General features: G+C 71.4%; 12 protein-coding genes. 9 read left to right on the top strand and 3 right to left on the bottom strand.

Features of this window, described 5'->3' with window-relative positions:
• Positions 1–65: 65 nt before the first annotated feature.
• Both AB0927_RS12130 and AB0927_RS12135 read right to left on the bottom strand, forming a co-directional pair.
• Positions 66–782 carry a hypothetical protein gene (locus tag AB0927_RS12130; protein ID WP_366667466.1) on the bottom strand — a complete coding sequence of 239 codons (717 nt, stop codon included), beginning with the start codon at positions 780–782 and terminating at the stop codon, positions 66–68.
• A gap of 2 nt (positions 783–784) precedes the next feature.
• Complete coding sequence (locus AB0927_RS12135; protein WP_366667467.1) at positions 785–1,684, bottom strand: helix-turn-helix domain-containing protein; 900 nt, start codon at positions 1,682–1,684, stop codon at positions 785–787.
• Positions 1,685–2,517: 833 nt separating this feature from the next.
• Between AB0927_RS12135 and AB0927_RS12140 the strand changes: the two genes are divergently transcribed.
• From AB0927_RS12140 to AB0927_RS12155, 4 genes are read left to right on the top strand one after another with little or no spacing between them, the layout of a single operon-like run.
• On the top strand, positions 2,518–2,988 hold the full coding sequence (locus tag AB0927_RS12140) for an XRE family transcriptional regulator (RefSeq protein ID WP_366667468.1): 471 nt from the start codon (positions 2,518–2,520) through the stop codon (positions 2,986–2,988).
• A 35-nt stretch (positions 2,989–3,023) separates the two neighbouring features.
• On the top strand, positions 3,024–3,536 hold the full coding sequence (locus AB0927_RS12145) for a hypothetical protein (protein WP_366667469.1): 513 nt from the start codon (positions 3,024–3,026) through the stop codon (positions 3,534–3,536).
• Positions 3,533–4,741 (top strand): MAB_1171c family putative transporter, encoded by a 1,209-nt coding sequence (locus AB0927_RS12150; protein ID WP_366667470.1) that lies wholly within the window; start codon positions 3,533–3,535, stop codon positions 4,739–4,741. Before AB0927_RS12145 ends, AB0927_RS12150 begins: the two co-directional genes overlap by 4 nt.
• On the top strand, positions 4,738–6,165 hold the full coding sequence (locus tag AB0927_RS12155) for an amidase family protein (RefSeq protein WP_366667471.1): 1,428 nt from the start codon (positions 4,738–4,740) through the stop codon (positions 6,163–6,165). The genes AB0927_RS12150 and AB0927_RS12155 overlap by 4 nt, the downstream gene beginning before the upstream one ends.
• Positions 6,166–6,552: 387 nt before the next feature.
• Here the strand turns inward: AB0927_RS12155 and AB0927_RS12160 are convergent, their stop codons facing one another.
• Complete coding sequence (locus AB0927_RS12160) at positions 6,553–7,917, bottom strand: transcriptional regulator (RefSeq protein WP_366667472.1); 1,365 nt, start codon at positions 7,915–7,917, stop codon at positions 6,553–6,555.
• A 220-nt stretch (positions 7,918–8,137) separates the two neighbouring features.
• Here AB0927_RS12160 and AB0927_RS12165 point away from each other — a divergent pair, with 220 nt between their 5' ends.
• The 5 genes from AB0927_RS12165 to AB0927_RS12185 are packed head-to-tail and all read left to right on the top strand — an operon-like array spanning position 8,138 to position 13,397.
• Entirely contained in the window at positions 8,138–9,319 is a 1,182-nt protein-coding gene (locus AB0927_RS12165; protein WP_366667473.1) for an inositol-3-phosphate synthase, read from the top strand.
• Between the two features lie 18 nt (positions 9,320–9,337).
• Complete coding sequence (locus AB0927_RS12170) at positions 9,338–10,582, top strand: methionine adenosyltransferase (protein WP_366667474.1); 1,245 nt, start codon at positions 9,338–9,340, stop codon at positions 10,580–10,582.
• Positions 10,583–10,597: 15 nt separating this feature from the next.
• Positions 10,598–11,458 carry a sugar phosphate isomerase/epimerase gene (locus AB0927_RS12175; RefSeq protein WP_366667475.1) on the top strand — a complete coding sequence of 287 codons (861 nt, stop codon included), beginning with the start codon at positions 10,598–10,600 and terminating at the stop codon, positions 11,456–11,458.
• Entirely contained in the window at positions 11,455–12,459 is a 1,005-nt protein-coding gene (locus tag AB0927_RS12180; RefSeq protein ID WP_366667476.1) for a phosphotransferase, read from the top strand. Before AB0927_RS12175 ends, AB0927_RS12180 begins: the two co-directional genes overlap by 4 nt.
• Positions 12,456–13,397 (top strand): hypothetical protein, encoded by a 942-nt coding sequence (locus tag AB0927_RS12185; protein WP_366667477.1) that lies wholly within the window; start codon positions 12,456–12,458, stop codon positions 13,395–13,397. The genes AB0927_RS12180 and AB0927_RS12185 overlap by 4 nt, the downstream gene beginning before the upstream one ends.
• Position 13,398 lies beyond the last annotated feature (1 nt).

Here is a 13,398-nt window from a genome sequence, read left to right on the forward strand (position 1 = left end):
CCAGTGCGGGATGGTGATGTGGGGTGGCGGTGCAGCGGACGGGGTGCACGCGCCAGGTGCGCCCGTCAGGCCAGGGCGGGCTGCTGGACCTGCTCGGTGCGCTGGGCCTGCTGGGCGGCGGCGAGGTCGAGTCGGCCGGGGTGCGGGGTCGCGCGCGGGGCGGTTCCATGAGCACCACCGTCGGGACCGATCCGCCGGCGGCGGCACGGCTCGCCGGGCTGGGCCAGGCACCACTCGCACCGCACGCTCAGCGCGTCGGGCATTCCCTGCGCGACGGCGGCCTCGCGGGCTGCGCGGGCGGGCCGGTAGGGCGCGAGGGCTGCGCGAGCGGCGGGCGGTATGCAGGAGCCGATCTCCCGCAGCCGCGCCTTCAGCTTCGGGCCGATCCCGTCGCGACCGCTGGTGATCGCTCGGGCCTGCGCGGGCTGGGCGGTGCCGGCGGCGACGGCGCGGCGGGTGCCGGCCAGCTCGGCGGTCCATGCGGCCTGGTCGTCGGGGTCGACGGACGGCGTCGGGTCGGAGTGCCGGGCCAGGCGGTCGCGCCGGTAGGTCTCCCAGGGACGGGCCAGGTCCGCGGGCAGGATCTGGTACGGCGAGGTGCGGATGTGCTGGCGGGCGGCGACGCGGACGTCCCAGCCGTGCGGGGTGGCCATCGGCACGTCGTCGAGCAACTCGTGCCACTGGGCGAGTTGGTCGGCCGCCTCGCGTTCGGTCGTCCGGATGAGGCGGGGGTCGAGCCGGCCGATGTAGGCCAGCAGGGCGGCGATTTCGCGGCGGTCCACGGTCAGCCCTCCGTTCCGGTCGGCTCGTCGAGGGCAGCCAGCAGGGCGGCGGTGTGGGCCTCCGTCCGCGTCATGCCCCCCAGCGCGGCGGTGTTCTGGCCGGGCACGGCGTAGAGGTTCGGGCGGCTGGGGGCGTGCTCCCGGGCGATCCAGGAGCGCCAGTCGGCAGCCCAGGCTTCCGCCGGCCTCGGTGCGTGGCCTGCCCGGTGGGCACGCCACTTCGCGTCGGCGGCCCGCAGGCCCTGCTCGCCGAGGCGGTCGAGGTGTCCCTGCTGGCGGGCCCAGGTGTGGGTGGCGGGGTCGACCTGCCACTCGGCAGCCGAGAGGACGGCAGCACCACCACTGCTGTACCTCCGGTTCAAATCAGGTTCACTACGGTTCTGTGTGCCGGTGGCCGGTACATCGCTGTGTCGGTGGCCGGTACGCCGCTGTGCCGGTTTCCGCCTCGACCTGCCGGTTTCCGGTACTGCCGGTTTCCGGACCCTCGCAGGGGATTCCGGCACCTCACGCGGGCGGATCCCGTACCGCCGCAGAGCCGAGAGCCGGAGCTTCGCGGGACCGGCGGGCTCGTTTGCCGCCGCCGCGTCGCCGTCTGCCTCCTCCTGCTGCTCGCGCTGGCCCTGGGTGACAGCTTCGGCAGCGAGAGGCATGCGGTAGACCGTGCTGCGCTGTGGGCCGACGAGGTCGTCGAGCTGCTCCAACTCGCCGGCCAGGAGCAGGCGCTCGATGGCTTCGCGCACCGTGGAGACCGAGGCGCGGGTGCGTTTGGCCAGGCTGGACAGCGAGGCCCAGGAGATGCACTGGTCGTCGGCCACCCGGTCGGCGATCGACAGGAGGACCAGGCGCGCGGCCCCTCGGCTGGAGCTGTGCTCCCACACCCACTCGCGGGCTTCGCTGCTCATCGGCCGCTCCCGACGAGCGGGCGGGTCCGGCGGCTCGCCGGGGCCAGGATGGTGCGGTCCGGCTCGGGGCGCTGAGGCGCCGAGACGGAGGCGGCTGCGGCGCAGGCCCGGCGGAAGAGCCTTTTGCGCAGGGCAGGAGGCATGCGATACTCCCCTTTGCAGTGTTGCCACGCTGGTGCGCCCGTCGGAAGGACTCAGCGTGGTGATGGTGGGCAATCCCCGCCCTTGCCGGGGCGGGTTGCCGCTTAGCGTTCGGCGTCCGTGAGTTACCGCTCCCGGGCGCCGTCGCTGTTTGTGGACCTTCGCGGTCCGGTCCGTGCTCGCGCTCTCCTCATGTTCGTCGCGGCGGGCGGCTGCCCGGGGACGACGAACATACGCACGGACCCGCGTCAAGATCCAGACTTGGTTCTTAAACTCTGTACTAGTTGCAGAGAGTCACGATGAGCGCGTGCCGCGGCCACCTGTACGGCGCGATACGGTGCGACTTCCTTGCGCCGAAGCGCGCCATTGCCGCGGTTACCTTGAACGTCGGGAGCGTGTCGTTGTGTCCGAATTGGTGGATGGCTGGCGGAAATGCGATGTGAATGGAGTGTTTCTGTGGTCGCCTCCGCGCTTTCCGATCGAAGATCAAATACTGCGTGCCAGACGTGATGTATGTCGCTGGGTGAATGTGGCTTGCGCCACGTCGCCCGGCGTGCTCCTGCCGGTACAAACGGACAGGCCGACCTGAAGCGGTCGGCATGCGCCACACGGATACGTGCTGGTGGGGAAGAACTTTTCATACGCGGGATCATGCCGTCAACTGGCGTTTATGGCGGGGTAGGGTCATTGAAGTGACGACGAAGTCCACCCAGGAAAGGATCATGAGAGAGTCGACCGAAGGTCAGGTGAACCCCAAGAGGCTCATGGACCGCCTTAATCGCCTGTTCGACACGGTGCACCCGCCCGACCGCGGCCCCTTCAGCAACGCCGAAGTGGCCGAACTCGTGGAGAAGCGCGGGCTGGGCAAGTTGTCGGCGCAGTACCTGTGGCTCTTGCGGACCGGGCAACGCGATAACCCGACGAAGCGTCATCTCGAAGCGCTCGCAGGGTTTTTCGGAGTGGATCCCGCTTACTGGTTCGATGATGTCGTCGCCGAAAAGACGGTGCAGGAACTGGAGTTGCTCGCGCTGCTTCGCGACGCAAAGATCAAGAACGTTCTTCTTCGTCTATCCGACGTCTCCGCAGACGGGAAAGATGCCGTGCTGGGGATCGTCGAGAGTGTACGAAAATCCGAAGGGTTGCCGCCCTCAACTGGCGCATAGAGCGCCCGTGTTCAGTAAGTGATCAAGGAAAAACAATGTGGTCCGCACGTAGGCTGCGCCGGCCTGACCTCTTGGCCGAGCTGAAGCTCCCACCCGTCACCAATATCCGCGATCTCGGCGACGAGGTCTCACGCCGTACGGGACGGAAGGTGGTCCTAGTGCCCCGGGAGCAGGCGCCCTCCGTGTGCGGGGCGTGCGCCGTCACGGAGAGTGCCGTCCACGTGTTCTACGACCCGCGGACCAGCGTCCTGCACCAGGACCACATCATCGCCCACGAGTTCAGCCACCTGCTGCTCGGCCATCACGAGAACCGGCCGGCGTCCGCGCTCACCTCCACGGTCTTCACCAGCGTCGGCTCGGCCACCGTGCAGATGATGCTGGGGCGCACCAAGTACGACGAGGACGAGGAGCGGGACACCGAACAGCTCGCCTCGCTGCTCCAGCGCCAGATCATCGACCGGTGGCTGCGCAGCGACGAGTCCTCCGGCGACGACGTGCAGGACCGGGTCACGCACACGCTGCTGCGCCGACGGGAGGCCCGGCCGTGAAGGACCTGCTCCACCCGATCAGCCTCGTCGTCGCGACGCTCGGCTTCCTCTGCCTTTTGCGGGACGTGCCCACCCGGCGCCGCGACCCCGCCTCGGCCGCGCTGGCCGCCGTCTTCTTGCTGTCAGGGCTCTCGTTCCTGTTCTCCATCACGCCGATGTGGGACTACCTCGACCGGGTGCTCGGCACCGTCAACATCGCCGTGCCCCTCGCGCAGGGCTGCGTGGTCGCGCTCCTGGCCTGCCAGCAGGTGGTCCTCACCTACTGGGGATTTCCGCCCGAGGCCGCCCGTCGGCGCAGTCGCCGCTGGCTCGGCGCCGGCTTCGCGGTGATCGCCGGGCTGCTGGTGCTGTTCGCCCTGCTGACGCCCAGGGCGCCGCATCCGATCGACTTCACGCTCTACTACGCGCACGACAGCTGGTACGCCGCGTACCTCACCCTCTACGTCACGGCCTATACCATCGGCGAAGTCTTCCTCGCCCGCGCCTGCTGGCGCCTGGCCCGCCGCAGTGCCCGCGGGTCCGTCCGCGTCGGCCTGCGCATCGTCGCCCTCGGTGCGACCATCACGCTCGGATACAGCGCCGTCCGCATCGGCGACGTGATCGCCGGCGCCTTCAACACCTCCCTCGCAGAATGGGAGGGCTTCGCCTGGACCTGCGGCGATGTCGGCGCCATGCTCACACTGATCGGCTGGCTCGTGCCCACGATCAGCGACCAGGCCCAGAGCGTCCGATACCGGATCAAGCAGTACCGCAGCTACTACGGCCTGCGCCCGCTGTGGCTGGCGTTCTACAGCGAGGCGCCCGAGATCGAACTGCCGATCGACCGAGTTGCTCCGGCCCAGCGGCGTCGATTCCGAGGCATCGCCATCAAGCTCTACCGGCGCGCGATCGAAATCCGGGACGGACGGTTCGTAATCCGCCAGTACCTTGATGCCGCGGTCCGCGAGACCAGCGAAGCCCACCACCGAGCCCGGGGGCTACGTGGCCAGGAGCTTGCGGCCGCGGTCACGGCCGACCAGATCCTGGCCGGCATCGCAGCCCGAGCCGAGGGGAACCGCCCCGCTGCCGACCAGCTCACAGAGTTCGCCGATGCTGACCGGCAGACCAACCGGCCGATGGGCGACGTCGACGCCCTACTCGACGTCGCCCGCCACCTGCCCCGCCACCCCGTGCGAGCCCACGACCTTGAGCGAGTACCCGCATGACCACTGACCTCATCCACCAGCCCGCGTACGTCCAGCTCCAGGCGCTGGACTGTCGAGAAATCTCCAGCCGCGAACTGCTCGACCTCCACCTCGACAGGATCGCCGCCAGCCACGTCAACGCCGTCATCACGCGCGACGACACGGCCCGTGACGCCGCGCACGCGGCAGACGAACGCCGCGCCCACAACAAGACTATCGGCGCCCTCGACGGCCTCCCGGTCACGATCAAGGACAGCTTCGAGACGGCTGGCCTCCGCACCACCAGCGGGGCCGAGGAACTGGCGCATCACGTCCCCGCACGTGACGCCGACGCAGTCGCACGGCTCCGCCATCAAGGAGCCGTGATCATGGGCAAGACCAACACGCCCGCCTACTGCCAGGACCTGCACACCGACAACAGCCTGTTCGGACCCACACTCAACCCGCACGACCCGACCCGCACCGCCGGCGGCTCCTCCGGTGGCCCCGCCGCGGCCGTCGCCGCCCACCTCACCCCCGCCGACCTCGGCAGCGACCTCGCCGGCTCACTCCGGCTTCCGGCCCACTACTGCGGCATCTATGGCCTGCGACCCACGCTCGGACTCGTCCCCGCCCGCGGCCACATCCCCAGACCGCCGGGTTGGATCACCAGCAGCGACATGCTCACCCCAGGCCCCCTGGCACGCCACCCCCGTGACCTCGGACTACTACTCGACGCGCTGACGACACCGTCCCCCACCGAGAACAACCCCTGGCAGATCAGGCTGCCTACGGCGAACCGGGAAGCCGGCCAGCTCCGCATCGCGCTGTGGGCCCAAGACCCGGGCTGCCCCATCGACCGTGCGACGGCCCACACCCTCGATACCGTCGAGCAGACCCTCGCCGCCGCTGGCATGAAGATCCGCAGCACCACCGGGCCCGTCAGCTTCACCGACTCCCTCCGACTGTTCGAGCAACTCCTCCACGCCACCGCGACGGCCGCCACCGACGACGAGTCCGCCGCAGCCGAACTCGCAGCCGCACGCGGCCTCCAGGACAACGACACGAGCCCGCGGGCTGCCTTCCTCCGCCACCGCACCCAGACGCACCGCGCCTGGCTCCGGGCCAACGAAGAACGTCTCCGGCTCCGGGAGACGTGGCAACGGTTCTTCACCGACGTCGAGCACGATGTACTCATCACCCCGGCCGCCCCGACCCCCGCGCTCCCCGCCGGTGGCCGCACTCTCACGGTCGACGGCGCCGAGCGGAGCTTCTTCGACCAGGCCAGCTGGGCCAACCTCACCAGCCACATCGGTCTGCCCAGCCTGGTCGTACCCGTTGCGCGGACCGCGGAAGGGCTGCCGATCAGCGTGCAGCTCGTCGGACCGGCGTACTCGGACCGTCTCCTGCTCGCCTTGGCGGAAGACCTGATGCCATTGTTCGAATTGCCAATCCAGGCATTCTGAACCATGGGAACCCGGTTGTGAGTCGAGGGAGTGTCATGAATCAGGTTTGAGTCTCCACGAAGGAGTCACCTGATGGGAACGATGACGGATCACACGATCGGGACGAGCGGCGGCGTGTCGCTTGCCGGCTTTGCCGAGGGGTTCGAGGGTGCCGACGTGAAGTCGATGCCGGTATCCGCGAACGGTCTGTCCGCCGAGTTGCTGGAGGAGTTGGCCGCGCTGGCGGCTGAGAAGTCCGCCGAGGGCGGGTTGAGGCTGATGGGTGAGGGCGGGGTCCCTGCCCGAGCTGGCCCAGTACCTGATGCAGGCCGCCGTGGAGGCGGAGATGGACCCGCACCTGGCTGCGGAAGCAGGCCGGGTGGGCGGCCGCGGGTATCCACGCTTCGGTCAGGTGGCGAGGGAGGCGAGGAAGTCGCGGGCGGCCGGTGCTTCGCGGTGGGGGGCGAGTTTGCCGCGGAAGCTGCTCAGGGTGGAGGAGCTGCGGGCGGAGGCTACGCCGCCGAGCAGGGTGACGGCCCGGGAGGCGCTGGCGCAGGCGTGTTCGACGTCGCCCTGGGCGAGGTGGGCCTCGGCGGTGCGGGTGAGGTAGAGGGCGTGGTCGCGGTGGTAGCCCTCCTGGTCGTAGGCGGCGGCCAGGGCGGCGTCGAAGTGGCGCAGGGCGCGGGCGGGGTCGCCGAGATCCAGTGCGCACGACCCTGAGAGGTTTTCCAGCTCGCCGGTTGAGAGCCAGTAGGACCAGGCTGGGTCGTCGTCGTGTGGGCCTTGGGCGTGGGCGTCGTAGGCGGCGTTCAGGGCGCGGGCGCACTGTTTGGTCTGGCCGGTCTTGGCGTAGGCGCGGGCGATGCGGGCATGGAGCATCGCCTTTACGCGTGGGGTGCCGCCTGGGCCGACAGCGTTCTGCGCGATCTGGACGAGGTCGACGGCGTCGGCTGGGTTGCCGGTGGAGTAGGTCTGGATGGCCATGAATGCCAGGGTGTTGGCGCCGGTGGCGTGGTCGTCTGCGGCTGCTGCGGCGCGCAGGGCGGTGAGATAGTAGCGCTGGGCGGCGGCGTGGTGGCCGGAGTCGAAGGACAGCCAGCCGCACAGCCGGGCGCCTTCGGCGACGGCGGAGTGGAGTCGGGTGCCGACCGTGCTGGTGTAGCGGGCGTCGTCCAGCAGGCTGGTGGTGTGCTTGAGTTCCTCGGTGGCGAGGGTGCGCAGGCTGCCGCCGCCCCGGCTGTCGTCGAGGTGCCGCAGGTGGTCGAGGCGCTGTTCGAGGTGGTCGACCATGGCCGGGGTGACGGTCAGTCGGCCGGTGGTCGCGGTGGGGGCTGGGTGTCCGAGGGAGGCGAGGAAGTGGTCGGCGGCGCCGGTGAGGGTGGCGCCGGTGGCGATGAGGAACGCACGTCGGTCCATGGGCCCTCCGCGAGCGGTGTCCGCCAGGGCATGGAGCATGCCCGCCTGCGTCCACGGTAAGTCAATGACCGAGCGGTTATCGAGGGCCAGGAGCAACCAGTCGGGCCAGGGCAGGGTGTGCACGGCTTCGGCCGGGATGCGGTGCAGGTCGGCGATGGCGAGCCGAGCCGGGAGGTCGGGGGTCGCAGCGCCGCTCTCCCAGCGGCTCTGCTTTTCCCGCCGTGTGGCCATGACCCCGTAACCGAGGGCGGCATGACGGACCGCCACCAGTCGCAGGTACTGCTCGGCGGTCAGCGGCTTGGGCCCGAAGGTGTGCCGGAGGACGGCCAGCGGGTGGGTGAACATCTGCGGCGTCACGGCGGGGTGCCTCCCTGAAGGACGAGCAACAGAGTGCGAGGCGGTGCACCGCTCACCGTAGGGGCAGCCACTGACACCCGGGACCAGGGCGGTCGTGGTGAGGCAACACGCAGCAACAACAAGGGCATTCCGCACCCGGCCCGGTTGGCGCTTGTCTTGAGGCCCCGTCAACCGGCCTCCTTCCCAGCGGGGGCCGCGGAGTCATGGAGGGGTGTGGGGGATGTCTGCACAGAAGACGGGCACGGGCCGTACGGGCGTGTGGCTGGTCGGGGCGCGCGGGTCGGTGGCGACCACCACGGTGATCGGCGCGCTGGCGATCCGGGCGGGCCTGGCCGGCACCGGCGGCATGGTGACCGCTCTGGAGCCTTTCGCCGAGGCAGCCCTGCCCGGAGTCGACGAGCTGGTCTTCGGCGGCCACGACGTCGCCGAGGTGCCGTGGGAGAAGAAGGCCGAGGCCCTGGCGGAGGCCGGGGTGCTCCCGGCCCGGCTCGTCAAGGCCCTGGCCGAGGACCTCACCGAGGTGGAACGTGAGCTGCGGCCTGCCCCGGCCAGCGGACACGCGGGCCGGGACGCCGAACAGATCGCCGCGGACCTGACCGCGTTCGCCGACCGCCACGACCTGGAGCGCGTCGTGGTCGTGCACGTCGCGTCCACCGAGCCGGCCGCCGCACCGCACCCGGCTCACCAGGACGCCGGCGCGCTCGCCGCCGTTCTGAAGGCGGGCAACGCGGTGCTGCCGGCGAGCTCGCTGTACGCGTGGGCGGCCATGAGCGCGGGCTGCGGTTACGTGGACTTCACTCCGTCGACCGGGGCGCGGCTGCCCGCGCTGTCCCAGCTCGCCGAGCGGCAGCGGGTGCCGTACGCGGGCCGGGACGGCAAGACCGGGGAGACGCTGGTCAAGAGCGTGCTGGCCCCGATGTTCGCCTGCCGCAACCTGCGGGTGGGCTCCTGGTCATCGGTGAATTTGCTCGGCGGCGGGGACGGCGCCACTCTGGCCGAGCCTGGCGCGAACGCCGCCAAGACCGCCAGCAAGGCCGAAGTGCTGGAAGCCACGCTGGGCTACCTGCCCGAGGGTGGCGTCCGCATCGACGAGGTCCCCGACCTGGGGGACGCGAAGACCGCGTGGGACCTGGTGACGTTCACCGGGTTCCTCGGTGCCCGGATGCGCCTGGACTTCACCTGGTCCGGCATCGACTCCGCGTTGGCCGCCCCTCTCGTGCTGGACCTGGCCCGCCTGACCGCCCGCGCCCACCAGACGGGCCGCGCCGGAGCGCTTCACGAGCTGGCGTTCTTCTTCAAGGACCCTCACGGGCGCGCGCCGCACGACCTGTTCTCCCAGTGGCAGCAGCTGTGCGCCTTCGCCACCGACCTCGCCGCCTTTGCCACCGTTCCGGCCGCCTGAGCCAAGGAGATTCCCGCGATGGACCGCAGCAACCTCACCTACGTGCCCGCCGCCGCCCGCCGGGCGGACGAGCCGTTCGAGATCGTCGAGCGCAAGGGCCACGGCCACCCCGACACCCTCGCCGACGCACTCGGCGAGCACCTCTCGGCCGTCTACTCCCGCTACACCCACGAGCGCTTCGGCGCGGTGCTGCACCACCAGTTCGACAAGACCGGCATCCTCGGGGGCCGGGTCCAGGTCGCCTTCGGCGGCGGGCAGATGCTCGCCCCCGTCCGCGTCCTGCTCTGCGGCCGCGCCTCCGGCTCGTTCGCCGGCGAGCCGATCCCGGTGCACGAGATGCTCACCGACGCCACCCGCACCTTCTTCGCCGACCGCTTCCCCATGCTGGACATCCAGCAGGATCTGCGGCTGATCTACGAAGTCAGCCAGGGCGACAGCCCCGGCGGCATCGGCGCGAAGAACACGGCGAACGTCCGCAGCCGCTGGTTCGCCCCCCAGTCTCTGGCCGACCTGCCGGAGCTGAAGAAGCTGGCGTGCAACGACACCTCCTCCGGCGCGGCGTTCTCCCCGCCCACCCCGACCGAGCAGCTCGTCCTCGACGTCGAGCACGTCCTCGCCGGGGACGCGCGGCCGTCCTGGCTGGGCAGCGACATCAAGGTCATGGCCCACCGTTCCGGGGCGGTGGTGAACCTGACCTGCGCGGTGCCGCAGATCGCCGTCCATGTCCCCGACCTGGACACATACGTCGCCAACCGGGAGGCGGCCCACGCCGCACTCGCCCGGCACGCCGCGGAGCACTACCCCGATCTTCAGGTGCGGATCTGGCTGAACACGCGCGACGACGAGCAGCGCCCGGAGCTGTACCTCACCCACACCGGGTCCTCGATCGAGACCGGGGACGAGGGCCTGGTGGGGCGGGGCAACCGCTACGGCGGGCTGATCTCGGCGATGCGCCCCTTCACCATGGAGGGCATCTCCGGCAAGAACCCCGTCTACCACACCGGCAAGGTCTACTGCGTGGCCGCCGACCTGATCGCCAGCGGCATCCACGCCGAGCTCGGGCACGGCGCCGAGGTGCTGCTGGTCGGGCAGAGCGGACGAGAGCTGACCGATCCGTGGGCCGCGGCGGTGCGCGTCGAACCCGCAGCCGACGGAGGCCCGGCCCCGGACGTGGAGGCAGTGGCACCGCTGGTCGACAAGGCCCTCGCGGCCCTGCCCGGCAGTGTGCCGGACATCCTCGCCGGCTCCTACCGGATGCACTGACAAGGAGGTGGGGCGATGACCAGGGAACCGGCCCGCACTGCTGCGGTGTTTACGCCGGCAGTCGACCAGGCGACCGCCGGGTACCGGCTGCCGCTCGACCAACTGGTCCCGGCCGCGGGGCGGGCCGGTTTCCCGGTGCTGGAGGTGCCCGCCTTCGCCCTCGCCCATTACCACTCCCGGCACGGGCACACCGGGCTGGTGCGCCTCCTGGCCCGCCATCGCCTCCGGGTCGGGCAGCTCTCATGCGGCACCGGCACCCCCGCCGACCTCACCGTCCCGCCCGACCGGTGGCCACAGACCCTTCAGGCGTGGCAGCGCTCGTGCCGCCTGGCCGTCGCGGTCGGCTGCCCGCGGCTGTCGGTGTTCGTCCCCCGCACGGCGACCGCGGGCGGCTCGATGGTGGCGGCCCGGCTCGGCGGGCTCGCCACCGTGGCAAGCGGCCATGGCCTGCGAGTGAACGCCGAAATCCACTCGCCGGCCCTCCTTGAGGAGGCCGTACGGATCTGGCGCACGGTCGGTTGCGCCAACGCCGGGCTGCTGGTGGATGTAGCGGCGCTCGCCCTGGCCGGGTTCGACCCGGTCGAGTACATCGCCTGCCTGCCCCGTGGCGCTGTCGGCTGGGTGCACCTCGCCGACCTCGCCGAACCCGCACCCGAGAAGGACCGACCGGCACGTGTGCTGCCCGGCCAGGGCCGTCTGCCGCTTGCCGATGCCCTCGACGCACTGGCAGCGGGCGGCTACACCGGGCCGGTGGCCGCCGAAGTCCCCCGGCCCGAGCCGTACACGGCGGATACCGCCGCATACCTGACCAGGGCCGCCGCTGCTCTGACCAGCGGGCCACTGGCCCGCTTCTTCGCCCCGGCAGGTGACCGGTGAAAGCAAACATTGACACGGAGGTGGCGCTGGCCCGCGACGCCTTCGCCATCCCGGCCGCCGGCGGCGTGCTGCTGGGCGGCGGTGCGACCGCCAACCAAGTCGTCGCGCTCACTGACAGCGCCGGGCGCCGCCGGTGGGCGCTGCGCGGACCGCGCCGCGATGCCCGCCCCGCGCGGCTGGCCTTCCTGCTCGGCTTCCACCACGCCGCCCGCACCCGGGGCCTGCCCGTCGCGGTGCCGAGGCGCACAGTCGACGGACAGCCGTGGACGTACGACGCGCAGGGTCGGCCGTGGCTGCTGCTGGAGTACCTGCCCGGCCGTCCCCTGGACCGGGTGACCGCCGAGCTGGCCGAGATGGCCGCCGCCCGGCTCGCTGACTTCCACCAACTGCCCGATCAGCTCGGCCTCCCGACCACCGTGGTGGGCCCGGAGACCACCTGGGACGCGTGGCTGACCGGGCCAGAGGACACCTGGCGGGCTTGTGCCGAGGTGGCAGCCGGGCACCACGTGCTGCTGGACGCCTACCGGGTCCACCTGGACCGGCTTTACGAGCATGCCCCTGCGCTACGGCAGACGACCGACCGGGTGTGGGGGCACGGGGACTTCCACGGCCACAACCTGCTGCACCACCGCGGGCGGATCACGGGCGTGATCGACCTCGACGGCGTCGGCCGCCGCCCGAGGATCACGGACGTGGCATACGCGATGCTGATGCTCGCCCGTACCGGCAGCGGCGACTACCGCCTCAAGCCCCACCTGCTCCGTGCCGTCCTGACCGGCTACCAGCGACACGCCGCGGCTCCGCTCACCGCAGCGGAGACCCGGGCACTGTGGTCGGCCATGGTGCTGTCCCAACTCCCCGACCCCGCCCACCTGACCGCGCTGCGCCGTGCCGGACGTGACCTCGGTCCCGCCCTCGCCCGCCCGCTGGCGGCGCTGCGCGACCTCGCCGCCGAGCGCACACGCCTGACCAACCTAATCACCGAAGGGGCCACACGATGAGCGCCGCCGTGCTGCACTGCGGCCGAGCCCGCGTCACCGTGGAGGCCGATGACGTGCTGCTGGACGAGCTCACGGCCGTATGCCACCCGTGGATCACCTCCAGCCCGGCCGGCCACGCCCCGCCGGGCACCTGGGCCGTACACGTCGGACGGAACACCGCCGGCGAGGCGGTGCCCTCCCGCACAGGGACTGCTGTGTATCTCGGGTCCGCTCAGCGCACCCTTCATCTTCCCCCGCCCGCCTCTTCGGGCGGGCTGAGGCCACTGGTGCGGCTGCTGCGTGCCCTGATGCGGCGCCAACTAGCCGCCCACGGCGCGGCCTTCCTCGACGCCGCCGTCCTCACCCTGAACGGTGGCGGCGTCCTCCTGCTCGGCGGTGCGGGCGCGGGCAAGACCACCACGCTCCTCGCCACGCTGCACCGCCACCCTGGGGTGCTGGTCGCCAACGACGACACATCCCTCCACCTGGGCGGCAACGGCCGGGTGGTCGCCCGCGGCTACCCTCGTGCGGTCGAGGTCCGCCGCGAGGTCCTGCCCCACCTGGCAGGCACCGCCGGTCTGCTGACCGCCGCAGCCGAGGAAGACAGCCCGAGGCGTGCGCTGTACCTGATGCCGCACCGCCTGGCCGCCGCGCTCGGCACCGCGCTCGCCGAGACCACCGAGGTGTCCGCCCTGGTCCTGCTCGCCCGTGGCACCGCTCGTCCCGAGGTGCACCGCCTCACCGCCGAGGCCGCGGCCTCCCCGGTCGCGGCTCACCTGACGGCCGCAGACCCGTACGAGTCCTGGCTCCAGCCGCATCTGCCTGCCCTGGACCCGCGCCCGGAGCAGGCACTCGCCCTGGCCCAGGAGGTGCCGGTGTGGCGGCTGACTCAACCGCTGACCGCCCTGGAGACCTCCGCCGACCTGCTCGCCGAACTCTCCGACCGCCCTGGAGGCTAGA

The sequence above is a fragment of the Streptomyces sp. NPDC048106 genome (assembly GCF_040706415.1).
Taxonomy (GTDB): Bacteria; Actinomycetota; Actinomycetes; order Streptomycetales; family Streptomycetaceae; genus Streptomyces.